Source organism: Stenotrophomonas sp. YJH_SMC_105-26, from assembly GCF_059368915.1.
Map to the genome: position 1 here is coordinate 438166 of NZ_JCAFSD010000001.1, position 26344 is coordinate 464509.

21 protein-coding genes are annotated in these 26344 nt (G+C 68.3%); 3 read left to right on the forward strand and 18 right to left on the reverse strand.

Annotated features, from left to right (window positions below; all coding sequences use genetic code 11):
* Positions 1-26: 26 nt before the first annotated feature.
* From glmM to trpB, 5 genes are all read right to left on the reverse strand, one after another.
* Complete coding sequence (glmM, locus tag AC5P7F_RS02215) at positions 27-1388, reverse strand: phosphoglucosamine mutase (protein ID WP_014647877.1); 1362 nt, start codon at positions 1386-1388, stop codon at positions 27-29.
* Entirely contained in the window at positions 1388-2263 is an 876-nt protein-coding gene (accD, locus tag AC5P7F_RS02220; protein ID WP_005410473.1) for an acetyl-CoA carboxylase, carboxyltransferase subunit beta, read from the reverse strand. The genes glmM and accD overlap by 1 nt, the downstream gene beginning before the upstream one ends.
* A 261-nt stretch (positions 2264-2524) precedes the next feature.
* Positions 2525-3334, reverse strand: coding sequence for a tryptophan synthase subunit alpha (gene trpA, locus AC5P7F_RS02225; RefSeq protein ID WP_014647878.1), 810 nt, complete (start codon positions 3332-3334; stop codon positions 2525-2527).
* A 1-nt stretch (position 3335) separates the two neighbouring features.
* Positions 3336-4016: a hypothetical protein gene (locus tag AC5P7F_RS02230; RefSeq protein WP_014647879.1), complete on the reverse strand. Its 681-nt coding sequence runs from the start codon at positions 4014-4016 to the stop codon at positions 3336-3338.
* Positions 4013-5230 carry a tryptophan synthase subunit beta gene (trpB, locus tag AC5P7F_RS02235; RefSeq protein WP_032957499.1) on the reverse strand — a complete coding sequence of 406 codons (1218 nt, stop codon included), beginning with the start codon at positions 5228-5230 and terminating at the stop codon, positions 4013-4015. Before trpB ends, AC5P7F_RS02230 begins: the two co-directional genes overlap by 4 nt.
* Positions 5231-5327: 97 nt before the next feature.
* Here trpB and AC5P7F_RS02240 point away from each other — a divergent pair, with 97 nt between their 5' ends.
* Complete coding sequence (locus AC5P7F_RS02240; RefSeq protein ID WP_164077420.1) at positions 5328-6215, forward strand: LysR substrate-binding domain-containing protein; 888 nt, start codon at positions 5328-5330, stop codon at positions 6213-6215.
* 71 nt (positions 6216-6286) lie between these two features.
* Here AC5P7F_RS02240 and AC5P7F_RS02245 read toward each other — a convergent pair whose 3' ends face one another.
* The 13 genes from AC5P7F_RS02245 to prmB form a co-directional block, all read right to left on the reverse strand.
* Entirely contained in the window at positions 6287-7396 is a 1110-nt protein-coding gene (locus AC5P7F_RS02245; RefSeq protein WP_032957495.1) for a toxic anion resistance protein, read from the reverse strand.
* Between the two features lie 44 nt (positions 7397-7440).
* Positions 7441-8142, reverse strand: a complete 702-nt coding sequence (locus tag AC5P7F_RS02250; RefSeq protein ID WP_239510509.1) for a hypothetical protein — start codon at positions 8140-8142, stop codon at positions 7441-7443.
* Between the two features lie 2 nt (positions 8143-8144).
* Positions 8145-13532, reverse strand: a complete 5388-nt coding sequence (locus AC5P7F_RS02255; RefSeq protein WP_164077422.1) for a DNA repair ATPase — start codon at positions 13530-13532, stop codon at positions 8145-8147.
* 85 nt (positions 13533-13617) lie between these two features.
* Positions 13618-15636, reverse strand: coding sequence for a flotillin family protein (locus AC5P7F_RS02260; protein ID WP_495205411.1), 2019 nt, complete (start codon positions 15634-15636; stop codon positions 13618-13620).
* Positions 15633-16307, reverse strand: coding sequence for a DUF1449 family protein (locus AC5P7F_RS02265; RefSeq protein ID WP_164077423.1), 675 nt, complete (start codon positions 16305-16307; stop codon positions 15633-15635). The genes AC5P7F_RS02260 and AC5P7F_RS02265 overlap by 4 nt, the downstream gene beginning before the upstream one ends.
* A gap of 168 nt (positions 16308-16475) precedes the next feature.
* Positions 16476-17132 carry a phosphoribosylanthranilate isomerase gene (locus tag AC5P7F_RS02270; RefSeq protein ID WP_014647887.1) on the reverse strand — a complete coding sequence of 219 codons (657 nt, stop codon included), beginning with the start codon at positions 17130-17132 and terminating at the stop codon, positions 16476-16478.
* A complete protein-coding gene (gene truA / locus AC5P7F_RS02275; RefSeq protein WP_014647888.1) occupies positions 17129-17899 on the reverse strand; it encodes a tRNA pseudouridine(38-40) synthase TruA in 771 nt (256 codons plus the stop codon). Before truA ends, AC5P7F_RS02270 begins: the two co-directional genes overlap by 4 nt.
* A 32-nt stretch (positions 17900-17931) precedes the next feature.
* Positions 17932-18294: a VOC family protein gene (locus AC5P7F_RS02280; protein WP_014647889.1), complete on the reverse strand. Its 363-nt coding sequence runs from the start codon at positions 18292-18294 to the stop codon at positions 17932-17934.
* Between the two features lie 26 nt (positions 18295-18320).
* On the reverse strand, positions 18321-20333 hold the full coding sequence (locus AC5P7F_RS02285; protein WP_164077424.1) for a FimV/HubP family polar landmark protein: 2013 nt from the start codon (positions 20331-20333) through the stop codon (positions 18321-18323).
* A 145-nt stretch (positions 20334-20478) separates the two neighbouring features.
* Entirely contained in the window at positions 20479-21507 is a 1029-nt protein-coding gene (locus AC5P7F_RS02290; protein WP_014647891.1) for an aspartate-semialdehyde dehydrogenase, read from the reverse strand.
* A gap of 90 nt (positions 21508-21597) precedes the next feature.
* Positions 21598-22635: a 2-hydroxyacid dehydrogenase gene (locus tag AC5P7F_RS02295; protein WP_041863663.1), complete on the reverse strand. Its 1038-nt coding sequence runs from the start codon at positions 22633-22635 to the stop codon at positions 21598-21600.
* Complete coding sequence (gene aroC / locus AC5P7F_RS02300) at positions 22628-23731, reverse strand: chorismate synthase (RefSeq protein ID WP_014647893.1); 1104 nt, start codon at positions 23729-23731, stop codon at positions 22628-22630. The genes AC5P7F_RS02295 and aroC overlap by 8 nt, the downstream gene beginning before the upstream one ends.
* Positions 23728-24657: a 50S ribosomal protein L3 N(5)-glutamine methyltransferase gene (gene prmB, locus AC5P7F_RS02305; RefSeq protein WP_126411215.1), complete on the reverse strand. Its 930-nt coding sequence runs from the start codon at positions 24655-24657 to the stop codon at positions 23728-23730. Before prmB ends, aroC begins: the two co-directional genes overlap by 4 nt.
* A gap of 123 nt (positions 24658-24780) precedes the next feature.
* Here prmB and AC5P7F_RS02310 point away from each other — a divergent pair, with 123 nt between their 5' ends.
* Together AC5P7F_RS02310 and asd are read left to right on the forward strand one after the other, a co-directional pair.
* The gene (locus tag AC5P7F_RS02310; protein ID WP_481462546.1) at positions 24781-25431 is read left to right on the forward strand and encodes an SCO family protein; all 651 of its coding nucleotides are present in this window, start codon (positions 24781-24783) and stop codon (positions 25429-25431) included.
* Positions 25428-26270, forward strand: a complete 843-nt coding sequence (gene asd, locus AC5P7F_RS02315) for an archaetidylserine decarboxylase (protein ID WP_164077425.1) — start codon at positions 25428-25430, stop codon at positions 26268-26270. The genes AC5P7F_RS02310 and asd overlap by 4 nt, the downstream gene beginning before the upstream one ends.
* Positions 26271-26344 lie beyond the last annotated feature (74 nt).

Genomic DNA, 26344 nt, shown 5'->3' on the forward strand with positions numbered 1-26344 from the left:
TTTCGTTGGGCGGATGTGCAGCGGCCTCAGGCGGCGGCTTCACGTACCGCCGCGGACAGTCGATCCAGCGTGTCCTGCATCAGCGTCGCATCATCGGCCTCGACCGTGACCCGCACCACCGGCTCGGTACCGGACGGGCGCAGGAACGCACGGCCACGGCCGGCCACCGACTGCTGCGCGACAGCCAGCGCGGCCTGCACGCTGCCGGCCTGCACCGTGGCCTTGGCCGAGACATTGCCCAGCCGCACGTTGACCGTCTTCTGCGGCACCCGCACCAGTCCTTCCAGCGCCTGGCGCAGGGTCTGCCCGCTGTTGCGCAATGCCACCAGCACCTGCAGCGCGCTGACGATGCCGTCGCCGGTGGTGGCCCGATCCAGGCACAGCAGGTGGCCGGAGGCTTCACCGCCGAGCACGCCGCCGCCTTCCATCAGCGCCTGGTGCACGTAGCGATCGCCGACATTGCTGCGCACGAACGGAATCTGCAGGTCGGCAAATGCCTTCTCGACGCCGTAGTTGCTCATCAGCGTGCCGACCACCGGGCCGCGCAGGCGGCCTTCGGCTTTCCATGCACGGGCCAGGATATACAGCAGGTCATCGCCGTCGACCGGGTTGCCCTGGTCGTCGGCCATCAGCACGCGGTCGCCATCCCCATCGAAGGCGATGCCGAGATCGGCGCGGGTTTCGCGGACCTTGGCCGCCAGGTTGTCGATGTGGGTGGAACCCACGCCGGCGTTGATGTTGACGCCGTTGGGCTCGGCACCAATGCCGATCACCTCGGCGCCCAGTTCACGGAACAGCAGCGGCGCGATCTGGTAGGTGGCGCCGTGCGCGCAGTCCAGCACCAGGCGCACGCCACGCAGGTCGAACGCGCGCGGCACGCTGGCCTTGCAGAACTCGATGTAGCGGCCGACCGCTTCGCGCGCACGCGACGCCTTGCCCAGCTTTTCCGATTCGGCGGTGGTGAACGGGATGTCCAGCGCCGCTTCCAGGGCCAGCTCGGTGGCATCGTCGAGCTTCTCGCCCTGGGCGGAGAAGAACTTGATGCCGTTGTCGTAGTGCGGGTTGTGCGAGGCGCTGATGACGATACCGGCGTCCACGCCAAGCGTACGGGTCAGGAACGCCACCGCCGGGGTCGGCATCGGCCCCAGCAGCTGCACGTCGGCACCGGCGGCGACCAGGCCGGCTTCCAGTGCCGCTTCGAACATGTAACCGGAGATGCGGGTGTCCTTGCCGATCACCACGATCGGCCGGCGCCCGTCCTGGCCGCGCTGGTCGACCAGGACACGGCCCAGGGCGTTGCCCAGGCGCAGCACGAAGTCGGCCGAGATCACGCCCTGGCCGACCCGTCCACGGATGCCATCAGTACCGAAGTACTTGCGGCCTCCCATCAAGCCACCTCCGGCGCCGGCTGACGGCCCAGCATTGCCAGCAGATCGGACAGGCGGTCGCGCATTTCGCGACGGTCGCAGATCTGGTCGATGGCGCCGTGCTCCAGCAGGAATTCCGAGCGCTGGAAGCCTTCCGGCAGCTTCTCGCGCACGGTCTGCTCGATCACGCGCGGGCCGGCGAAGCCGATCAGCGCCTGCGGCTCGGCGATGTTGATGTCACCCAGCATCGCGAAGGAGGCCGACACGCCGCCGGTGGTCGGATGGGTCAGCACCGAGATGTACGGCAGGCCGGCTTCACGCAGCTTGCCCAGCGCGGCCGAGGTCTTGGCCATCTGCATCAGCGAGAACAGGCCTTCCTGCATGCGGGCGCCACCGCTCTGCGAGAAGCACACGTAGGGCGCACCGATCTCGACCGCGGTTTCCGCGGCCAGTGCGAAACGCTCGCCGACCACCGAGCCCATCGAGCCGCCCATGAAGGCGAAGTCGAACGACGATGCCACCAGCGCACGGCCCTTGAGCAGGCCGCGCATGGCGATCAGCGCGTCGTACTCGCCGGTGTTCTTCTGCGCGATCTTGATGCGCTCGCTGTACTTCTTCTGGTCCTTGAACTTGAGCAGGTCGGTCGGCCCCAGGCGCGCACCGATCTCGGTGGTGCTGTCGGCATCGAACAGGGCGGCCAGGCGCGCACGCGCACGGATCGCCATGTGATGGCCGCACTTCGGGCAGACTTCCAGGTTCTCTTCCAGTTCCGGACGGTACAACGCGCTGCCGCAGTTGCTGCACTTTTCCCACAGGCCCTCGGGGACACTGCGCTTCTTGCTGGGGGTGTTGTCGGTGCGGATGCCGGACGGCATCAACTTGCTGAGCCAACTCATGCGGGAGGACACTTCCGTTCAGGGCGGCCCGGGGGCCGCAAAGGCGGACAGTCTAGCTCCGCTTTCCCCGCCCGTGCACCCCCTTGCCAGCCACGGGGCAGCCGGAAAAAACCATGCTGGGACGTACGTTTAGATGCTGGGGCGGTGCCCGCCGCTGGCCGGCAGCCCTTGCGTGCAGACCGATGGGTAGTGCCGGCCGCTGGCCGGCAGCCCTTGCACGCGAGCCCTCAGGAGGATGCCGGCCAGCGGCCGGCACTACCGTTACGCGTCCAGCGCCTGCCGCAGCGGGGCGAGGAAGGCCCGGGCGTGCTGCGCGGCCTCTTCCGCCGAGCCCGCTTCGGCCAGCGCCGCCACCAGCGCGCTGCCCACCACCACGCCGTCGGCCTGGCGGGCCATGGCCGCGGCACTGGCGGCATCCTTGATGCCGAAGCCCGCCACCACCGGCACCGACGCACGCGCGCGCAACGCCTGCAGGCGGGCACTGGCGGCATCGCTGTCCAGGCGCTCGGACGCGCCGGTGACACCGGCAAAGCTGACGTAGTAGAGATAGCCACGGGCCAGCGCCAACAGCTTGTCGGCTCGCGCCTCGCTGGTGGTCGGCGACGCCAGCAGTACCAGCGCAAGGCCGGCTGCGTCGAACGCCTGCTGGGCGTCGCCCGCTTCTTCCGGCGGCAGGTCGACCAGCAGCACGCCGTCCACGCCGGCGTCGACGGCGGCCTTGGCGAAGGCCGCGTAACCGTGGATCTCCACCGGGTTCAGGTAGCCCATCAGCACCACGGGGGTCTGCGCATCGCGCTCGCGGAACTGCGCCACGGCCTGCAGGACGTAGCGGCTGCCGGCGCCGCGCGCCAGCGCGCGCTCGGAGCTGCGCTGGATGGTCGGGCCATCGGCCATCGGGTCGGAGAACGGCACGCCCAGTTCAATCACGTCGGCGCCGGCGTCGACCAGTGCGTGCATGACCGGCACGGTGGCCTCCAGCGAGGGATCACCGGCCGTGACGAAGGGGATCAGCGCCTTGCGCTGCTGTTCGCGCAGACGCTGGAAACAGGCATCGAGTCGGGATACGGACATTTCAGGCACATCCTTCAATCAGTTCAATCGCATCGCTGGTTCCCCAGTACATCTGGGTGACCCGCCCTTCAAACAGTTCCACGCGGATACCCAGGTCCGAACCCGGGTCCTGCCAGGTGAGGTACTCGCCCTGGTCACCGTCGTAGGCATGCGGGCTGGATACCGGCGGCTTCGGGAACTGGGCCATGGCCTGGGCGCGGGTCATGCCGACACGCAGGCCGAACGGACCGGGCTGCTGGGTCGGCGCCCCGCTGTCCGGATCCAGGCCGAGATCGAAACGGACGACGCGATCTTCATCGGTCATCATCGACACGCCGGGCGGCAGCCCCTTGCCGTCGTAGTACTCGCAACTGCCGCCGATGGCTTCGACCGCCCCTTGCGCGGTCCACGGCCCGAGTGCCTTCAGATCGCTCATGTGCTGGCCGATCAGCACCTCGCCGGCATGGTCCAGCGCCACCGAGACCACCGCAGGCGCGCCATCGCTGTCCATATCTTCCGTGGACGGCGGATCGACGATCGGCGCACGTGCCATCGGGTCGAGGTCATCATTCGCGGCCGCCTGCTGTGCCGGCTGCGTGGTGGCCTTGGCGGCCGGTGCCAGCAGCGGCGGCTCCGGCGGCTGGCACGCGGCCAACCCCAGCGCCAGCAGCAGCACGCCACTGTTGCGCAGCAGCGCGCTCACAGCACCAGCCCTTCGCGCGCGGCGATGGTATGCACATCCTTGTCGCCACGGCCGGACAGATTGCACAGCACGATCTGGTCACGCGGACGCTCACGCGCCAGCTTGATCGCCTGCGCCAGCGCATGGCTGGACTCCAGCGCCGGCAGGATGCCCTCGGTATGCGCCAGCAGGTGGAAGGCCTGCAGTGCTTCGTCATCGGTGATGCCGAGGTAGCGCGCGCGGCCGGTATCGGCCAGGAATGCGTGTTCGGGGCCGACGCCCGGATAGTCCAGGCCGGCCGACACCGAATGGGTCTCGATGATCTGGCCGTCGTCGTCGCACAGTACATAGGTGCGGTTGCCATGCAGCACGCCCGGGCGACCGGCGGCGATCGATGCAGCATGGCGACCGGTGCTGATGCCATCACCTGCGGCCTCGGCGCCGACGATCTCGACCTGGCGGTCGTTGAGGAAGGCATGGAACAGGCCGATGGCATTGCTGCCGCCGCCGACGCAGGCAGTGATCGCATCGGGCAGGCGGCCGTACTCGGCCAGCATCTGCTCGCGTGCCTCGCGGCCGACGATGGCGTTGAAGTCGCGCACCATGCGCGGGTAGGGATCCGGACCGGCGACCGTACCGATGATGTAGAAGGTGTCCTGCACATTGGTCACCCAGTCGCGCATCGCTTCGTTGAGCGCGTCCTTCAAAGTGGCCGAACCGGAGGTGACCGGCACCACCGTCGCGCCGAGCAGCTTCATGCGGTAGACGTTGATCTTCTGCCGCTCGATGTCGGTGGCGCCCATGTACACCACGCATTCCAGGCCCAGCCGCGCGGCAACCGTGGCGCTGGCCACGCCGTGCTGGCCGGCACCGGTCTCGGCGATGATGCGCTTCTTGCCCATCCGCGCCGCCAGCAGCGCCTGGCCGATGGTGTTGTTGATCTTGTGCGCGCCGGTGTGGTTCAGGTCTTCGCGCTTGAGCAGGATCTGCGCGCCGCCGACATGGTCGCTCAGCCGCTGGGCGTGGTAGATCGGGCTCGGCCGGCCCACGTAGTGGGCCAGGTCGCGGTCGTAGGCGGCCTGGAATGCCGGATCCTGGCGGGCCTGGTCATAGGCCTGGGCGAGTTCCTGCAGCGGGCCGACCAGGGTTTCGGCAACGAAGCTGCCACCGTAGCGGCCGAAATGGCCCTGGGCATCCGGGAAGGCGTGGTAGTCGGCAATGGGGGAGGCAGACATGGAAGCGACCGCTGGTTCGAGACAGATGGATACTCTAGCGCACGGGTCGTGACCGGAAAATGGATATTATCTGGCATATACCGTCAGGAAATCTCACATGAGCCGTTCGCTGTTGCCACCGCTCAATGCGCTGCGCGCGTTCGAGGCCACCGCCCGCCTGGGCGGGGTTGGCCGCGCCGCGCAGGACCTGCACGTGACCCACGGCGCGGTCAGCCGCCAGCTGAAGCTGCTGGAAGACCACCTCGGCCTGGCGCTGTTGCAGCGGGCCGGTCGCGGCCTGCGCCTGACCGCTGCGGGCACGCGCCTGCAGGCAGCGTGCAGCGAGGCCTTCAGCGGCATCGAAGACTGCGTGCGCGAACTGCGCCGGCCGACCGCGGCCCCGGCGCTGGTGCTGGGCTGCAGCGGCAGCGTGCTGGCGCGCTGGATGATTCCGCGCCTGCCCGCACTGCAGGCCGCCCTGCCCGGCGTGCGCCTGCAGTGGTCGGCGCTGGATGGCAGCTTCACCGAGGCGCAGGCCGCACTGGACGCGGTGCTGCTGCTGGCGCAGGGGCCGTGGCCCCGGGGCTGGCAGGTGCGTGAGCTGGCGCCGGAACGGGTCGGCGTGGTGGTGGCCCCCTCGCATCCGGCCGCGCAGCGCCTGCGGCATGTGCCGCCCTCGGCGCTGCTGCAGGAGACGCTGCTGCACACCAGCTCACGGCCGCAGGCATGGCCGGCGTGGGCGCAAGCGCACGATCTGGACACCTCGAAGCTGCAGCTGGGTACTGCCTTCGAACACCTGTACTACCTGCTGGAGGCAGCGGTGGCCGGGCTGGGCCCGGCGATCGCACCCGAGCCCCTGGTGGCCGAGGACCTGGCCGCCGGGCGACTGGTCGCGCCGTGGGGATTTGCCGCCACCGGTGGCTTCTGGGTGCTGGCGCGACCGGATGGACCGGCAGATGGGCGCGTGGATGCGCTGGCCGACTGGCTGGGCCAGCAACTGCGCTGACAACAAAAAGGGGACGGAGGGGATTAAGTCGCAAGTGGCACAAACGACTTAATCCCCTCCGTCCCCTTTTTTCAGCTGGCAGTCGGGGTGGCCAGTCGCTGCTGCAGGTCTTCGCGCAGGCGCGACAGCTCGACTTCGGCCTGCTGCCGCTGCTGCATTCCTTCGCGATGGATGCTGCGCACTTCCTCGACCGTGGCGATCAACTGGTCGTGCACGTGGCGCAGCGTGGCCACGTCGATCACGCCGCGCTGGTTGCTGCGCGCGGTATCCACCGAGGCCTGGCGCAGCAGGTCGGCGTTGCGGCGCATCAGCTCGTTGGTGGCATCGTCGATGGCGGTGGACAGCTCGACCGCGGCCTTCTGCTCACCCAGCGAAAGCTGGATGGCGAACTGGCGCTTCCACGACGGGATGGTGATCTCGCGCACCGTGTTGAACTTCTCGATCAGCTGCAGCGCGTTGGCCTGGATCAGGCGGATCATCGGCAGCGACTGGTCGGCCGCATGCTGCATCAGCTGCAGGTCGGACACGCGCTTTTCGAGGAGGCGGATCGCGTTGTCGACTTCGCTCTGGCGGATGCGCTGCTGCGGATCCTCACTGCCCTGCCCGGCCTGCTGCTCGGCCTGCAGTTCGGCCAGGCGCTGCTTGCCGGCCGCAGCATACAGGCCCAGCGCATGGCGTTCTTCGCGGACGATGTCATGCATGCGGTCGAACTCGCCCACGCGCTTGCCCATCAACGCCTGCTGCACACCGACATCACCCAGCAGCTGCTCGATCTGCGCATTGGTGTCGCTGAACTTCTGCACCAGCTCGCCCTTGGATACGCGCAGGCGGTCGATCAGGCCACCGATCACCGGCACCTTCGACCGCTGCGCGAAGCCGTCCAGCTTCAGGCTGCGTGCGATGCGCACCACTTCGCCCAGTTTCTCGCCGCTGGCATCGAGGTCACGATTGCGCACCTGGTCCAGCAACTGGCTGGAAAACGCTGCGGTGCGCGTGGCCGCTTCGCGACCGAAGACCTGCAGGTTGCCCGGGCGCAGGTCTTCCAGCTCCAGACGGATCTCGGCGATGCGCGGCAGATCCTCGCGGACCAGGCCAAGCGCCTGCAATGCGCCTTCATCGAGCGGAACGGCGGTAGTCGTGCCGGGCACGAGGGCACCGGGGGTCTGGCTGTCCTGGGTCATCGGGCAGTCTCCTTGCAGTTGGGTAAGCGGCAGCGGCGGACGGCTCAAGGCAGTCTAGCCTGAGCCGCCGCGACCTCGTCATCGATCTGTGCGTGCAGCGTGGCGGCCTTCGCCGCCAATGTGGCGCCGGCCGCGGCCTGGCCCGCCGCGGCGGCCTGCCGCCAGGCTGGCAACAGGACGTCATGGATGCGCGCGAAGCGTTGCAGCAGCACGTTGTCCTGGTCCTGCAGGAGCTGCCACTGGCCGGCCTCGAGACGGCGCAGCGTGGCCAGCCGGCGCAGGTGATCGAGCCGTTGCGACAGCGCGGCCTGGCCGGCGGTATCCAGCGACGCCAGCCGCACCGCTGCCAGCTCGACCCAGGCGTCCAGCGCTGCGGCCGCCGCTGAATGTCCGGCGATGGCCATGGCCCGCAGCTGTAGCTGCTGCTGCAGCTGCTGGGCCTGCTCGCGCGCCTGCAGGGCCAGCACGCCCAGCTGCGACTGCAGCGCACGTCCTTCCGCCTCGCGATCGACATCGCGCCCCAGCAGGCGGCCCCACCAGCCCGCCTGCTGCCGGACCTGCGCCGGGTTATCGGCCTGCAGGGCCAGCGCGATGCGTGCCAGTGCGGCCACCAGCCCTGCGCCCGCGCCCGGCGGCAACGGTGTTTCGCGCCGCGCCAGCGCCTGCAGCAACGGCGCACCATAGTCGGCCAGCGCGGCGACATCGGCCGTGTCCGGCAAGCTCGGTGGCGGCAGTGGCGCCTGCATGGTCACGGCAGCGGCGGCGGCTTCGGTGTCGTCGCTGGAATCTCCTCACCGTCGTCCGGCGGCAACGACTCGCCGTAGAAGTGACGCATCAGCGCCTCATCCAGCGCGCGCTCCTCCGGCGTCGTGGCACGGCGCACACGCGCACGCTGCGCCACCGCACTGTTCGGCACCCCACGCTCGACCTGCTGCCGCGCCCAGCCGGCGAACGCGGCCAGGGTCTGCGACACCTGTGCCTGCTGCGCCTGCGATGCCGCCAACAGTTCCACCAACGGTGCCAGGCCAGCCTGCAGGTCGTCGGCCAGGACCGACGTCGGCACACTGGCGGCTGCCGCGACCGGCACCGGCGCGGCGGCCGGACGTGTTTCAGAAAGACGATGCAGGGCCTCCAGCAACGCCGGCCATGGTGCCGGGTCGGCAACGGCAATCGCTTCCGGCGCCGGCGGTGGAAGCTGCAGGGCGGTGGCGATGTCGGCCAGCTGCGCGACCACGCGCCCACCGACATCGCTGTCGTCGGCCCCCATGGCCTTGTTGCGCAGGAAGTCGCGCTTGATCTGCGTCCAGCGTTGCGCCTGCGTGTCGTCCAGCACGCCGCGCAGCTCGGCCAGCTTCAACAGGTTTTCTTCGGCGCCGGTGGTCAGCAGCTGTGCCTCGCCCAGGTAGTGGTCGGAGATCAACTGCTGCAGCTCCTCCTCGTTCATCACCGGCGAGATCTTCTCGGCCAGCTTGTTCATGTTGCGGTAGCTACCCTGCAGCCGGAACGGCGGCTCGGTGCGGTAGCGGTCGTCCTGCGCGGCACTGGCGATGTACTGCTGGTTGACGCGGTAGACCACATCGCGCACGCGCAGCATGCGCTGCAGGGTGGCGGTGATTTCGTTGATCTCCGCGCTGCTGTAGGCGTGGCTGAGGCCGTTGGTCGAGACCTCCTTGCCCATCGCCCGGTCGACCAGCGTGTACAGGTCAGCCATGTCGCGCGTAGCCAGCGGCGCCAGCACCGGGTTGGAGGTCAGGCTGTTCTCGATGTAGCTGAGGGTAAAGGCCGCTTCCATGCCACCGAGCACATCACCCAGGTTGTAGATGTCGGCACGGTTGGCCAGCATGTCCGGAATCTTGAACACCTCGCCAGACTCGGTATACGGGTTGCCGGCCATCACCACGCAGAATTTCTTGCCGCGCATGTCGTAGGTGCGGGTGCGACCGCGCCACACACCTTCGATACGGCGGGTGCCATCGCACAGCGAGATGAACTTCTGCAGGAACTCCGGATGGGTGTGCTGGATGTCGTCCACATACAGCATGGTGTTGTTGCCCATTTCCAGCGCCAGGTTGAGCTTCTCCAGCTCCTGCCGCGAGGTCGCGTCCGGTGCCTGGGCCGGGTCCAGCGACCGCACCTCGTGACCCAGCGCCGGGCCGTTGATCTTCATGAAGACCAGGCCCAGGCGGTGCGCCACGTATTCCATCAGCGTGGTCTTGCCGTAGCCGGGCGGCGAAATCATCATCAGCAGGCCCATCAGGTCGCTGCGCTTGTTCTCGCCGACCGTGCCCATCTGCTTGGCCAGGTTGTCACCGATCACGCCCAGGTAGACATCATTGATCAGCTTGTTGCGTACGAACGAGGACAGCGGCCGCGCCTTGAACTCGGAAAGCCGCAAGGTCTCGCGCTCGCGGCCGATGATGCCCTGGCGCAGCGCCTGGTAGGCATGGAACGCTGGCACGAAATGACGCAGGTGCTGCTTCAGGCGCGCCAGGAAATCATCCAGCGATACCACCAGCGTGCCGTTGCTGATGCGTGCGTGTTCACCCAGCAGGCCACTGACCTCCGCCTGCAGCGCGGCGTCGCTGGCACGGGTACGCAGCTGGCGCTGCACCAGCAGCAGTGCTGCAGCCTCGTCAACGTAGCCGGCATGCGGGGCATGCGCCGGCATCCGCGCCAGCGCCCGCAGCCACTGACCGGCCAGCGCCCAGCGCGTGGCCAGCGGATCCTGGCTGCGCTGCAGGGCGCGTTCGACCGCCTCGCGTTGCCCGGCCTGTTCCAGCTGCCGAGCCAGTGCCTCCAGCAGCGCTACCGCATGGCGGCTGCTGCTGAACACCGGTTCGCCGGCCGCCAGTTCCTCGCCCAGATAAGCGGCCGCGGCCTCTGCGGCATCGGCATCGAACGGCAACGCGTGGGATTGCGCATACGCCAGCAGTGCCTCGGCCATTTCCGCACGCAACGCCAGGCGCCCTTCGTCGGACCCCAGCAGGCGTGCCAGCGCTTCAGCACCCATCTGGCGGGCCGGCCATTGCGCCACCGCTTCGCGCCGCTGCTCGGCAGCCCAGAACAGCACCGCCAGCGCACGCACCCGCGGTGCATGCCGCAGGCTGCCGGCCGCCTGCTGCAAGGGCAGCAACGCACGCAGGATCAGCGCGGCATCATGGTCATGGATGCCGCGCTCGTAGCCTTCGCGGTAGCGCGGTGCGGCAAACGCACGCACGCGCTGGTCCAGTGCTTCGGGCGTGGCGACGTCGTGCTGCAGCGTGGCCAGGTCAAGCCCGTCGCTCCCCTCCTGCGCGGCCATCAACAGGCTGCCGGCAAGATACTCGCCGCGATACAGTGCAGGTGATTCGGAGTCCAGGGTGACCGGCCAGAACGGCTTCAGCGCATCCAGCTCCGGATCGTGCAGGGTCTCCAGGAAGTCGGTGCCGGTCAGATGGATCGCCAGCGTGTCACCACGCGGCAGCAGGGTCAGGTCCAGCGCCTGGGTGTTGACGCTGAAGCGATGGCGCGGCCCCAGCCGCACCACGTTGCCGCCCGCCTCGTACAGATCACTGCGGTCACGCAGCTGGCGCACCGCCTGGTCACGCACGCCCTTCAGGCGCGCTTCGATGTCGTCGGCCTTGACGTTGTCATGCAACGCGCGCAGGCGTTCGGCCAGCTCACGCAGCTTGAGGATCAGCGGATCGCCGGCAAAGAACGCATTGAGCTCATCGGCGGTGGCGAAGCGCTCGGTGCGCTTGGCCAGGCCATCGAGGATGCGGCTGGCCGCATCCAGCACCGAACGTGCCTTGCGCTGGCGGTCATCCAGCAGCGCCTGCTTGTGCGTTTCGAAGGCTTCAACCAGCTCTTCGCGCTTGCTCAGGATGTCGCCGAGGAACTGCTCGTGTTCGCCGAACTGGCTCTCCAGCTCCTCCAGCTGCACCAGCAGGCGCGACAGCTGCTCGTCGGCACGCTCCGGGTCCGTGGCCAGCGCCAGCGCGCTGGTGATCGACTGCGAGAACAGCGCGAACTGCGCGGCGAACTGCGCCACGGCCTCGGCTGAGCCGAGCGACCTGCGGCGCTGATCGGCACGCGCGCGGGCCTGGTTGAGGCGGCCGTACAGCACCGAAATGGACTCGACCACGCGGGTGCGGGCGGTGGCATCGTCCACCTTCAGGCCGGCCATCAGTTCAGACAGCATATCCAGATCGGCCGCCATCCCGCGCAGCCCCTCCAGCTGCTCATCCAGCTGGCGGGCACTCTGCGCCTGCTGCGCAGCTTCATCCAGCGCCTGCAGGCGCGTGGTCAGCGGCACCAGCGCGGCATCGCCGGCGAGGAAGTCACCCGTGGCGGCGCCGACATGATCCTGCGCCTCCACCAGCTCGGCCGTCATCGTCTCGATGCGCGCGGTGTCGATGTAGCGCAGCTCGCGGATGGTCAGCAGCCGTCCACGCAATGCGGTGATCGCATTGAGGGCCTCGACGAAGGCCTGCACCTCGTTCCAGTTCTGCGGCTGCAGCCGGCCCAGCAGCGCCTTGTGCGCGGCCTCTGCCTCGACCATCGCCTGCGCCGACTGCTGGCGGATCGACTGCACCTTCTCGTACTCGTCCAGCACCGATTCGCCGGTGGCGCTGATCTGCCGCAGCAGCGCCTCGGCGCCATCGCAGGCCGCGTCGCCCAGCCAGTGGTGGGCATCGAACAGGCGCCGGGTGTCGGCCACCAGGCGCTGGTAGCGCTGCACCGACACGTCCTGGCCATCGATCTCGCGCGCCAGGTTGAACAGGTTGGAGATGCCCCGCACCAGTTCGGCGTTGCCGATGCGTCCCATGAAGGTGTTGCCGGGTGGCCGGCTTGCAGCAAACTCGTCACTGCTGAACGGGGTCTGCCAGACCTGCATCGGATGGATGCGGGTCGGTTCGCTGCCTTCGGCATGGAACAGCACCATGCGCCCGTCCTGCATCAAGGCGTAGCCATGGCCGAACACCGGGTTCTGCAGCACGCGCTGGATGGTGTTGTAGACGAACAGCGCCGAGCGCCCGCCTTCGCGCTCGTAGAAGATGTACAGCACGTCCTCGCCGTTGGGCGAACGGATGCTGCGCTTGAACTGCATGCCGGCCATCGAGGCGTCGAACGCCTTGTGCTCGCCGCCCTGCAGGTAATAGCCACCCGGGAAGATCACGCCGTGGTCTTCGGGCAGCTGCACGCAGGCCTGCACGATCGCATCGTTGCGCACGATGCCGCCGGTCAGCGTGTTGTAGATCAGCCCGCGCCACTCCGTCTCGCGGTACGGCAGCACTTTCAGCAGCACCAGCGAGCCGACCCGGGCGAACTCGAACTGGGCGTCGTCCAGCGACTGCGTGCTGTCCTCCACCGGTTCGCTGTAGATGCCCTGCCCGGTCTCGGTGTTGTTCTCGACCTTGATCGTGAGGTCGCCGCCGGTGGTCTCCACGAACAGGGTATCGAGGATGTTCAGGTGCGAATGGCGGCCATTGACCGCCAGGTCGCGGGTCGCCCGGGTCCATTCGAAGTCGAACGGCGGCGGCAGTGCGATATCGCGCTCACCGCGCGCATCCAGATAGGTCAGTTCGCCATCGCGCGACAGCGCCCAGCGGAACACGCGCACGTCGCTGCTGCGCTCACCGATCTGGAACGACGCCAGCAGCTTGTCGCCCACCACGATCAGCTGCAGCAGGCGCGCGTGCTTGTAGTAGGCGTACAGTTCGTTGAAGTCGTGCACGAAGCCGGGCTGGTCGAGGAAGCTGCCCTTCAGCTCCAGCGCCGCCACGTCGTAGCCGTCGCTGCCCTGCACCAGCCGGTACAGGCCGAACACGTCCTCGATGCGGGTCTGGGTCTTCAGCCCGATGAACACGTTGTAGCCGAACAGCAGGCGGTCCGGCCCGACCTGCACGATGTCACGGCCGACGCAGTTGTTTTCGCTGCGGATGCGGAAGCGCCCGACTACCTCCAGGCGGCTGTCGCCGAACTCGGCCAGGCGCTGGCGGTTGAGCGTTTCGGCCAGGCCCTGCAGGCGCTGGCCCTGCTCGGCCAGGCGGCGGCGCAGGACTTCATAGGCACCGCCCTGGGCAACGGCCTGGTCGACGGTAGTGCCGCCGGCCTCCGGTGCAGTGGATTCGGCGGACGGATGGGTATCAGACATCAGCAGGCTTCCGGCTCACGGGCGGACGGCCGCGGTTGCGGCCGGCGCGGGCGGGCGATGGCCGCAGCAGCCATCGCCCGATGCATCAACGGGCGCTGTCGACCACGGTGGCCGACACGGTCGGCACCGCTTCGGCATCCTCGGCGATCTGGCGCGGCGCCGGTTCGGCCACGGCCACGCCCAGGTAGCGCTGCATCAGCTCCTGCACGATCGGGCTCTTGCCGGCAAAGCCTTCGATCGACTTGCCCAGCGACACCGCCTTGACCAGGTTCTCGAACATGCCGCCGTCGCCACCGACCAGGTCGATATCGGCGTTGCGCAACGCGCTGGCGATGACGTTGGCGTTCTCGCGCGAGACTTCCTTGCCGGCTTCGATCGAGGCCAGCGCCTGCTTCAGGCTGTTGTCCAGCATCATGCGGAACTCTTCGTGGCCACGTGCCTGGTCGCTCAGCGAAGCGATCGCTTCGAACTTGCGCACCAGGCCTTCGGCTTCGGCCAGCAGCTTCTTCTGCACCACGCCGGCTTCGGCGTTGCCCAGCGATTCGGTGGCGGTGGCACGGGCCAGGCCCATCTTCTCCTCACCCTGCGCCTGCGCCTGCAGGGTCTCGGCCAGCACGCGGGCTTCGTTGCTGCCCTGCTTCAGGCTGGCTTCGGCCTTGGCTTCGATCACGCGGGCCTCGGCGATGCCGACCTTCTCGATGGCCAGTGCCGAAGCTTCACGCACCTGCGCTTCGGCCAGGCCCGGTGCGGCCTGCTCGGCGCGCAGCGCGACGGCCAGCAGGCGCTTGGCTTCGGCCTGCTTGCCGGCTGCTTCGTGTTCGGCCTGGGCCAGCGTGGTCAGTTCCACTGCGCGATGCTTGGAAGCGGTCTCGCGTGCCTGCGCTTCCTTTACCTCGCGCACCAGCGATTCCTGTGCCTTGGCCTCGGCTTCCAGGATCAGCACCTGCTTCTGGCGGTCGGCCTCGGAGACCTCGCGCACTTCCTTGATGCGCTCTTCCTCCTGCGCCACGGTCTTGTCGATGGAGATGCGTTCGCGGGTGATGTTGGCCACGTCCATCTTGCCCTGCTCGACCACCTTGTCGCGCTCCACGCCCTGCAGCTGCACTTCGCGGTCGGTGGTGACCTGCTCAAGCTGGCGTGCGCGCTCCACGCGCTCGGCCTCGATGGCCACGGCGCGCTGGCGGTTCTGCTCGGCCACTTCCACTTCGCGCAGGCGGTTCTGGTCGCGGATCTCGATCAGCTGCTGTGCTTCGATGCGGGCGTTCTCGGACAGCTGGCGCTGCTCTTCCTGCACCTTGGCGGTCTCGGCCTCCTCGCGCGCGCGGATGGTCTCGATCTCGCGCTTCTGGCGTGCTTCGGCTTCGGCCTGCTGGCGTTCCAGCGCCAGCAGCGCTTCACGCGCTTCCACGTTCTTCTTGGTGATGGCGAGCTTCTCGTTCTGCTCCAGCTCGTTGGTCACCACGTTCTGCGCGGCGGTCAGCTCGGTGATCTTGCGGATACCCTGCGCGTCAAGGATGTTGAACTGGTCCAGCAGCGCCTTCGGGGTCTGCTCCAGGTAATCGATCGCCACGTCTTCCAGCACATAGCCGTTGAGGTCGTTGCCGATCACCGCGATGATCTCGTCGCGGAACTCCTGGCGCTTCTCGAACAGTTCGGTGAAGTCGAACTTCTTGCCGACCGTCTTCAACGCTTCGGAGAACTTGGCGTTGAACAGCTCATCGACGGCATGCTTGTCCGACGCACGGTCGGCACCGATGGCCTTGGCCACGCGCAGCACGTCGGCCTGGGTCTCGTTCACCCGCAGGTAGAAGGCCACGGCGATGTCGGCACGCATGTTGTCGCGGCAGATCAGGCCTTCCTTGCCACGGCGGTCGATCTGCAGGGTGATCAGGCTGATCCGCATCAGCTCGGCGCGGTACAGCACCGGGATGATCAGCGCACCGGTGAAGTGCACCTTGGGCGTGGAGCTCATGTCGTTGACGATCAGGGCCACGCCCTGGTCGACCTTGCGGTAGAAGGCCTTGAACAGCCCGGCCACGCCCAGCAGCAGGACGAGCAGGCCGCCGGCGACGGCCAGGAACGGTAAGAGGGATGCCAACGTCATTGATGAGTCTCCTTGTTGCCCGGAAGCAGGTTGTCCTGGAAATCGAGGGCGATCGCATCGGCGCGGACCACCCGGTAATAGTGTTGTTCGGCCATGTGCTCGACCAGCACGATGCGCTCGCCACGCTGCAGTTCGATGTCGCTGCGGATCTGCAGCACCAGCCCGGCGCCGCCATCATCGACCGTGGCATGACCGCTGCGTGCGTCCACCTTCGGCGATGCGACCACGCCGGCCCGGCCGAGCAGCGATGCCTGCGGCACCGGCCGCAGGCGCAGCAGGAAGCGCCGGACCGGGCGCAGGATCAGCGCGATGAGCGGTACCGCTGGCAGCGGTGCCAGCACCGCCACGAGCGTACCCAGGCCCCAGCGCAGCAGGTCCGGCAGCGGCAGCAGTACGAACAGATGGATGAAATAGGTGATGAGCCAGCCGAACAGGCTCAGCAGGGTGACCACCACCATGATCGGGACGCCACCCAGGCCCCAGCGCGCCAGCATGGCCGACAGGCCACTGAGGTCGGTCCCCGCCTCGATCGCGCCATCGGCGCCGAGATTGCCAAAACCGTCATCGACCAGGCCGAACGCCGCAACCGCCCAATACATCACCGACACCAACAGCAGAATGCTGTACGGCAGCGTCGGGTAACCGAGTACGACGGTGAGAAACTCCTGCATCGCTTGCCTTCCTGGGCTGTGGGCGGCGGCCGCCCGTTCGGGGCGCGCCGCGCGCGTCCCGTCGATCCCCGCGCCAGCCCTCATGGCAGGCGCGCTTGGGACCATCCTATGTGAAGAATGCGTGCAGGCTCAAATCCAGGTCCAAATCACGGCAAATAATGACGCCAATCACTCGAGAACCGTGCAATCGGCGCGGCGCACTTCCTCGACGAAGGTGCGCATCTTGTAGCCGTCCTTGATGCCCGGCTCCAGTTCGATGCCACTGGAGACATCCACGCCCCACGGCAGGGTACCCAGCACCGCGTCGTAGACGTTTTCCGGGTTCAGGCCGCCGGCCAGCAGGAACGGGCGATGCAGGCCGGTCGGGATCCGGCCCCAGTCAAAGGCCACGCCTGTGCCGCCACCGCCGCCCGGCGCGTGGCTGTCGAACAGGAAGCCGGCGGCGCTGGGATAGCGCAGCTGCAGGGTGCGGGCGTTGATCTCTTCACGGCCGCCCATGGCGATCGCCTTCAGGTACGGCATGTTGAAGCTGCGGCAGAAGCTCTCGTCTTCCTCGCCGTGGAACTGCAGCAGGGTCGGTCGTACCGTGCGCAGCACCTCGCGCACTTCTTCCTTGCTGTTGTTGCGGAACAGCGCCACCACGTCGACCATGGGCGCGATCGCCTGGCGCATCGCGCGTGCCTCGGCCGGAGCGACCCGGCGGCTGCTTTCACGGGCGAAGATGAAACCCACCGCGTCCACGCCCAGCTCACCGGCCAGGCGGACGTCGCCGGCCCGGGTCATGCCACAGAACTTGATGCGCGTGCGGTAGTAGGAGCGGCTCATAGCGTGACCTCGGCGGGCAGATGCCAGTTGTCGGGGTACAGGGGCCCAAGGAACACCAGGCCCTGCGGCGGTGCGGTGGGACCGGCTACGGTGCGATCGCGCCCGGCCAGCAGTTCGGCGATCCATTCCACCGGCTTCTCGCCACTGCCCACCAGGATCAGCGATCCGACGATATTGCGGACCATGTGATGAAGGAATGCATTGCCCTGCACGGCGACCTCGATCACCTCGCCCTGGCGGCTGACCTGCAGTGACTGCAGTTCACGCCGTGCATGCAGCGCCTGGCACTGCACCGAGCGGAACGCGCTGAAGTCGTTCTCGCCTAGCAGGGCCTGGCCGGCGGCATGCATCAGGCCCGCGTCCAGCGCACGGCGCTCCCAGCTGAGGGTCTGCCGCTGCAGCGCCGGCCGCACTTCGCGGTTGAGCAGGCGATAACGGTAACGGCGTGCCCGCGCCGAGAAGCGGGCGTGGAAATCATCGGCCACGGGCACGCACCAGCGCACCGCGATCGAGCGCGGCAGGCGGGTGGTGGTGCCCAGCATCCAGGCGCGCGGATCGCGCACCACGTCGGTGTCGAAATGCACGACCTGGCACTGGCCGTGCACGCCGGCATCGGTGCGACCGGCACAGACCACCTGCAGCGGCGCATCGGCCACCGACGACAGGGCCTGCTCAAGGCTGGCCTGCACGCTGGGACCACCCTCGCCCAGGTTCTGCCAGCCCCTGAAATCGCTGCCGTCGTACTCGACGCCAAGCGCGTAACGCATGTGCTACCTCGATGTTGCGGGAGGGGCGGCGCTCAGGCCGGATCGCGTTCGGACCAGACCGCCAGTTCGTTGCCACCGGGCTCGACGAACTGGAAGCGGCTGCCACCGGGGAAAGAAAACACCGGCCGTACGATCTCACCGCCAGCGTCGCGCACCGCCGCCTCGATGGGCGCCAGCTGGTCGGCATACAGCACCAGCAGCGGCGCGCCGCTGTCACTGGCCCGTTGCGGCTGGCCGCGGAAGAAGCCGCCCTGCAGGCGGCCATCGTCGAAGGCGGTGTAGTCGCTGCCATAGTCGACGAACGACCACCCGAACACCTTTTCGAAGAAGGCGCGGCTGTCGGCCGGGTCACTGGAGGCGAATTCAACGTAGTCGATACGGCGCTCGCGGCTCATGGCACGGTCCTTGTCGGCGGGTTCGGTCACGGCAGGCGGGCCAGCAGTTCGCGAGCCTGGGCCTGGCAGTGCAGGTCGCCGCCCTCGGCCACTTCCAGCAGCAACGTCCGTGCGGTCTGCGCATCGCCCAGGTCGAGGTAGGCGATGGCCAGTTCCAGGCGTTCCTGCCCGGCGCGCGGCGCCCAGCCGGCATCGCTGGCCGGCGCGGCAGTACCGTCTTCATGCGCGGCCGCGGCCAGCGCGTCGTGCGGCGCCGCGCTCGAATCCCCGCCGTCATGATGCTCGGCCGGCAGGTCGAACACGCCGCGGAACTGCGGCTGCTGTTCGGCGTGCAGCGCGTAGTCCGGTACTGCGATCTCGTCAGGGACCGCCTGCGCGGGCGGCTCATCCTGCACGGGGGTGTCCTGCATGGCCACCGGCTCGTCCCAGCGCGGCAGGTCGGTCACGGCCCCGGGCAGCTCCACCACTTCGTCATCGCGCAGCGTCTGCGCCTGCCAGTCAGTCTGGGCGGCGACGTCGGCGACCGCTTCGGCAGCCACGTCATCCTGCACCTCGGCTTCGGTCGCCCAGGCAGGCATCGCCGGTTCCTGGCGGCCACTGTCGGACACCGCCGTCGACCACGAAGACTGCTCGGCCAGCGTATCCAGCGCCGCGCCGGCCGGTACCGCAGCGGCCAGGCCGGCGGCGTCGCCTTCCTCGCGCAGCGGCGGCAGTGGCGACGGCTTGCGACGACGCAGCAGCCAGGCCGCGCCGGCCGCCAGCAACAGCACCGGCAGACCCAGCCAGTACCACGGCGTTGCCGCATCGCGGGCATCCGGTGCCTGCGCCAGGCGCTGCTGCGCCGCGGCCAGGTCGTTGTCCTTCATCGCGATCAGCGACTGCTGCTGTTCCTTGAGTTTTTCCAGGTCGGCCACCCGCTGCTTCAGCTCGCCGATCTCGGCATCGCGGGTCGCGATGTCCTCGCGTGCCTGGCGCAGTTGTTCGTTGCCCAGCATGTCACCCTCGCTGCCGGCTGCAGTGCCGGTGGTTGTGCCCGCGTGCGCGGCGTCGGAGGCCAGCGCCGGAGCGATTTCAAGTCGTGCCCCAGTGGCCGCAGCCGGGGAAGAAGCGTTCGTGGTTCCCGCCGTGGCGACCGGGGCGACAGTACCCGCCGGTTGCGGCACGGTGCGCGCCTGACGCCACTGTGCGGCATGCTCGCGCACCAGCGCGGCGGCCTCGGCGGCATCGACCGCCGCCAGTGCATCGCTGCCGGGCATGCGCAGCACGGCGCCCTGCCTGAGCAGGTTGACGTTGCCACGGATGAAGGCCTCCGGGTTGGCCCGCAGCAGCGCAATCATTACGCGGTCGCGGCTGACCTGGTTGCCGCGGGCCACCACGCTGGCGATCTGCGACAAGGTCTGCCCACGCTGGACGGTAACGCTGCCATCGGCTGCCGGTGCGGCAGCGGGTGCAGCCACTGCACGCGGGCGAGCCGGTGCGGGTGCCGGCGTGGTGGCGGTGGACGGCGCAGGCGCGCTCACGCTCTCCGCGGCGGCGGGCGCCGGGGCGGCCTCACGGGCGATGGTGTTGGAGAGCGTACCTGCGGGTGCAACGATTTCCGGCTCGGCCACGGCCAGTGCGCTGGACGGTGCATCGACCAGCGCCGAGTACTCGCGCACCAGGCGGCCCTGGCCCCAGTCCGCCTCGATCAGGAAGCTCAGCGACGGGGTCTCGACCGGCGTCTGCGAGGTCACCCGCACCACTGCCCTGCCCTGCGCATTGCGGGTCAGTTCGAACTGCAGTTCGCCCACCAGCCCGGTCGGCCGCTGCAGGCCGACGCGCTCGAAGGTGACCGGTGAGGCCAACGCGACACGCAGGTTCTCCAGCTCGGACGGATCGGCCGAGACCACCGGGATTTCGGCCAGCAGGGGCTGGCCCGGCTTGGACAGGACACGGATGTCGCCCAAGCCCAGGGCAAGCGCCGAACTGCTGGCCAGGGCCAGCAGCGCGGTGGAAAGATAGAGGAGGGGGCGCTTTGCGCCCCTGGCCCGTTTATTCATGGCGACACTATAAAGCGTGCGGACCGCGGTCCGCACCCACCGATGGGAACCTTCGGTAGTGCCGGCCGCTGGCCGGCAGACACGCACGTGCCATCACGGCAATGCCGGCCAGCGGCCGGCACTACCGGTGAGGCAACCGCTGTGATCAGCGCTGCTCGGCGGCGACCAGCTCGGCCAGCTGCACGGCATTCAGGGCGGCGCCCTTGCGCACGTTGTCCGATACGATCCACAGGTTCAGGCCGCGCGGGTGCGACAGGTCCTCACGGATGCGGCCGACGTACACCGCGTCGGTGCCCGAGGCGTGGGTGACCGGGGTCGGGTAGCCACCGGCCTCGTGACGGTCCACCACTTCGATGCCCGGCGACTGCTCCAGCAGCGCACGTGCTTCGGCCACGGTGACCTTGTCGCGGGTTTCGATCGCCACCGACTCGGAATGGCCGTAGAACACCGGCACGCGCACTGCAGTCGGGTTCACCAGGATGCTGTCGTCGCCGAGGATCTTGCGGGTCTCCCAGATCAGCTTCATTTCTTCCTTGGTGAAGCCGTTGTCCTGGAAGTCGTCGATGTGCGGGATCAGGTTGAAGGCGATCTGCACCGGGAAGCGCTGCGGATCGATCTCCTGGAAGCTCAGCAGCTGGCCGGTCTGCTTGCCCAGCTCCTCGGTGGCCGAACGACCACCGCCGGACACCGACTGGTAGGTGGAGACGTTGATGCGCTCGATGCCGTACTTGCGGTGCAGCGGCGCCAGCGCCACCAGCATCTGCATGGTCGAGCAGTTCGGATTGGCGATGATGCCGCGCGGACGGTTGGCGACCTGTTCCGGGTTGACTTCGGACACCACCAGCGGCACGTCATCGTCGTAACGGAAGGCCGAGGAGTTGTCGATCACCACCGCACCTGCGGCGGCGAACTTCGGTGCGTATTCCTTGGACACGCTGCCACCGGCCGAGAACAGCGCGATCTCGACGCCGGCCGGATCGAAGGTGGCCAGGTCCTGGACCGTGACCTTCTGGCCGTTGAACTCGATCTCGCCACCGGCCGAACGCTCGGAGGCCAGGACGCTCAGGGTACCGACCGGGAAATCACGCTCGGCCAGGATCGACAACATGGTCTCGCCGACGGCGCCGGTGGCACCGACAACGGCGACGTGGAAACTGCGCTGTGCATTGCTCATGGGGGAACTCTCACGAAAACGGGAATGGGGAAAAACACGCACGACAGCTGGGTTCGGGGAACCTCCTCAAGCGGGGCGCGCGGAGGTTCCCTATCGTTTCCCGGTTTTTTTGCCCAGCGTCACGCGCGCGGCCATCGCCGCGTCAGCGTTGATCGCGCTCGGCATCCGCGACGGGCCGCCGTCCAGGCCGAGCCCGGCAAGCAGATTATCCACGGCCAGCTGTACCATCGCCGTGCGCGTGGCCAGCGAGGCGCTGCCGATATGCGGAGTGAGCACGACGTTGCGCAGCGCCAGCAGTTCCGGGCGTACCGTTGGCTCGCCTTCGTACACATCCAGACCCGCCGCAGCCAGGCGACCGTTGGCCAGCGCATCGGCCAGCGCGATCTCATCGACCAGGCCACCGCGGGCGATATTCACCAGCGTCGCCGACGGCTTCATCTTCGCCAGTGCGGCGGCATCGATCAGATGATGCGAGGCCGGCGTGTACGGCAGCACCAGCAGCAGGTGGTCGGACTGTGCCAGCAGCGTATCCAGGTCCACATAGGTCGCGCCCACTTCCGCCTCGGTCGCCGCCGGCAGCTGCGACCGGTTGTGGTACAGCACCTTCATGCCGAAACCGTGCGCGCCGCGACGGGCGATGCCCTGGCCGATGCGGCCCATGCCAAGGATGCCCAGCGTGCTGCCGTGGATATCGGCACCGAGCATGGTCTGGAACGACCACTGCTGCCACTGCCCTTCGCGCAGCCAGCGCTCGGACTCGGTGATGCGGCGCGCGGTGGCCATCAGCAGGGCGAAACCGAGATCGGCGGTGGTTTCGGTCAGTACGTCCGGTGTGTTGCTGGCCAGGATGCCGGCCGCGCTGAGCGCGTCGACGTCCAGGTTGTTGTAGCCCACCCCGACATTGGCGATCACCCGCAGCTGCGCGGCGCCGGCCACCTGGGCCGCGCCGATGCGCTCGTTGAGCGTGATGATCGCGCCGTCGGCGCTGGCCAGTTGTCCGGCGATCTGGTCCGGGGCCCAGGCGGTGACGGTGTCGGTGCTGCGCAGCTGCACGCGATCGCGCAGCGGCGCGATGGCCGCGTCGATCAGCGGCTGGCTCACCCACACGGTCGGCCGCGTGTCAGCCATCGATCTGCCCGGGAATGCGCGGGGTGATCGTGCCCACATCGCCGCACTGCGCGCGGTGACGCAGCGCCTGGTCCATCAGCACCATCGCTACCATCGCCTCGGCGATCGGGGTGGCGCGGATGCCGACGCAGGGGTCGTGGCGGCCGGTGGTGACCACCTCGACCACGTTGCCGGACGTATCCAGCGACGGGCCCGGCAGGCGCAGGCTGGAGGTCGGCTTCAACGCGATCGAGGCGACCACCGGCTGGCCGGTGGAAATGCCACCGAGGATGCCACCCGCATGATTGCTGGCGAAGCCCTGCGGGGTCAGCAGGTCGCGGTGTTCGGTGCCCTTCTGCGCGGCGCTGGCGAAACCGTCGCCGATCTCCACGCCCTTCACCGCGTTGATGCTCATCAGCGCGGCAGCCAGTTCACCGTCGAGTTTGCCGTAGATCGGCTCACCCCAGCCCGGCGGCACATTGTCGGCGACCACGTCCACGCGCGCGCCGACCGAATCTCCGGACTTGCGCAGCGCGTCCATGTACGCCTCCAGTTCGGGCACCTGTGCAGCGTGCGGCCAGAAGAACGGGTTGTCTTCCACCGCCGACCAGTCGAAACCGGCCGGGGTGATGTCGCCCAGCTGCGACAGGTAGCCACGCACGGTGACGCCGAAGCGCTCGGCCAGCCACTTCTTGGCGACCACGCCAGCGGCCACGCGCATGGTGGTCTCGCGTGCCGAGGAACGGCCGCCACCGCGCGGGTCGCGGATGCCGTACTTGTGCCAGTAGCTGTAGTCGGCATGGCCCGGCCGGAACTGCTGGCCGATGTTGGCGTAATCCTTGCTGCGCTGGTCGGTGTTGCGGATCAGCAGCGCGATCGGGGTGCCGGTGGTCAGGCCCTCGTACACGCCGGACAGGATCTCGACCTCGTCGGCCTCGCGCCGCGCCGAAGTATGCCGGCTCTTGCCGGTGGCGCGGCGCTGCAGGTCGTGGGCGAATTCGGCCGCGTCCAGCGCCAGCCCCGGCGGGCAGCCATCGATCACGCAGCCGATGGCCGGCCCGTGCGACTCGCCGAACGTGGTGACGGTGAACAGCTTGCCGAACGAATTGGAGCTCACGGGCGGCGCGCCGCCAGTTCGGTGATGCGTGCGCTGTGGGCGATCAGCTCGCGGCATTCAACCGCGAAGATACCCATCTGGCCGACCTTGAATTCGATCCAGGCGAAATCGACTTCCGGCAGCAGCTTGACCAGATGCTGCTCGGACTCGCCCACTTCACAGATCAGCAGGCCGTCCTCGCTCAGGTGCAGCGGGGCATCGCGCAGGATCTTCAGCACCAGGTCCAGGCCGTCGTCGCCGGCACGCAGGCCCATCTCCGGCTCGTAGGAGTATTCCTGCGGCAGGGCATCGGTCTCGTCGTTGGTGACGTATGGCGGATTGGTGACGATCAGGTCGTAGTGGCGGCCGGACAGGCCGTTGAACAGGTCCGACTTGATCAGGGTGACGTTGTGCGCCTGCAGGCGCTCCTTGTTTTCTTCGGCCAGCGACAGTGCATCGTCGCTCAGGTCGACGCCGTCCACCTGCCAGTTCGGGTAGTAGTGGCCCATGGCGATGGCGATGCAGCCCGAACCGGTGCACAGATCCAGTGCACGGTACACGTCGCGGCCGGCCAGCCACGGCTCGAAGCCGCATTCGATCAGTTCGGCGATCGGCGAGCGCGGTACCAGGGCGCGCTTGTCGCTCTTGAAGCTCAATCCTGCAAACCAGGCCTCACCGGTCAGGTAGGCGGCCGGGATGCGTTCATCGATGCGGCGCTGGAACAGCTCCAGCACGCGCAGCTTTTCGGCCTGCAGCAGGCGCGCCTGGCCGTAGGCCGGGCCGAGGTCGTGCGGCAGGTGCAGGCTGTGCAGCACCAGCTGGGTGGCCTCGTCCAGCGCGTTGTCGTAGCTGTGCCCGAAGGTCAGCCCGGCTTCGTTGAAACGGCTGGTGCCGTAGCGGATCAGATCGATGATCGTGTGGAGTTCGGCGGCCGTTTCAGCGGTCATGGCGGTACTGCGGGCAAAGTGGCCCCCGATTATAGGGGCTGGCGCCCGTGGCGGCATCCGTTGCGGCGGAAACGATTCGGGCCACAGCCGGTATGATGGGGCCCACTTCGCGCGGGAGCCCCCATGTTCAATCGCAACGCCGGCATCATCCTGCTGATCGCCCTGGCGGCGGGTCTCGGCCTGCTGGCCGCCCAGCAGGTGTTCGCGCCGAAGCCGCCGGCCAATGCCCCGGCCACCGAAGCGATCACGCTGTACCCGCAGCCGCGCGAACTGCCTGACTTCAACCTGGCCCAGTCCGACGGCACCCGCCTGATCCCGGGCGAACTGAAGGGCCACTGGACCCTGGTGTTCCTGGGCTTCACCTTCTGCCCGGACGTCTGCCCGACCACGCTGACCGCGCTGGCCGGCGCGCAGAACCAGTGGGAAGCCCTGCCCGACAGCCTGCGCCCACGCGTGCTGTTCATCTCGGTCGACCCCGACCGCGACAGCGCCACCCGGCTGGGCGAGTACGTGCACGGCTTCCACAAGGACACCCTGGCCGCCACCGCTGACGTTCCCTCGCTGGAGCGCTTCGCCACCTCGTTGGGCTTCGTGTTCCAGAAGGTGCCGGGCAAGCATTTCGACGAGAACCCCGAGGATTACACCGTCGAGCATTCGGCCAGCCTGGCCGTGCTCGACCCGCAGGGCCGCCTCGCCGGCCTGGTACGCCCCCCGTTCAACGCGCCGGCGATCGCCCGCGACCTGCAGAAGCTGACCGAGAAAACCGCCCCATGAGCCTCACCACCGCCCTGACGTATGCCCTGCCCCACCGCCTGCTGTCCTCGATGGCGCGTTCGCTGGCGTACTCGGACGATCCGCGCGTGTCGCGCTGGCTGATCGACACGGTCACCCGCAAGTTCAACGTCAACCTGGACGAAGCGGCCAACCCGGACCCGCGCAGCTATTCGACCTTTAACCAGTTCTTCACCCGTGCGCTGAAGCCGGGCGCACGCGTGGCCGATGCCGATCCGCGCAGCCTGGTGATGCCGGCCGACGGCCGCATCAGCCAGCTCGGCAGGATCGAGGCCGGCCGCATTTTCCAGGCCAAGGGCCAGTCGTTCACCGCCGCCGAACTGCTGGGCGGCGCCGAGGATGCCAAGCCGTACAACGACGGCCTGTACGCCACCGTGTACCTGTCCCCGCGCGATTACCACCGCGTGCACATGCCCTGGACCGGCACCCTGCGTGAAACCGTGCACGTGCCAGGGCGCCTGTTCAGTGTCGGCCCGGCGGCCGTCAACGGCGTACCGCGCCTGTTCGCACGCAACGAACGCCTGGTCTGCCATTTCGATACCAGCTTCGGCCCGATGGTCAGCGTGATGGTCGGTGCACTGCTGGTGTCCGGCGTGGAAACCGTGTGGAGCGGCGAGGAGATTCCGCACTACGGCGACCGCATCACCCGCAAGGACTACCGCGGCCAGGGCATCAGGCTGGAGCGTTTCGCCGAGATGGCACGCTTCAACTACGGCTCGACCGTGATCGTGCTGCTGCCGCCGGGCGTGGCCGAATTCGCCCCGCAGCTGGGCGCCGAAAGCCCGGTACAGCTGGGCCAGGCCCTGGCGAAGCTGCGCTGATAAAAAGGGGACGGAGGGGATTAAGTCGTTTATGCATAAACGACTTAATCCCCTCCGTCCCCTTTTCCACAACG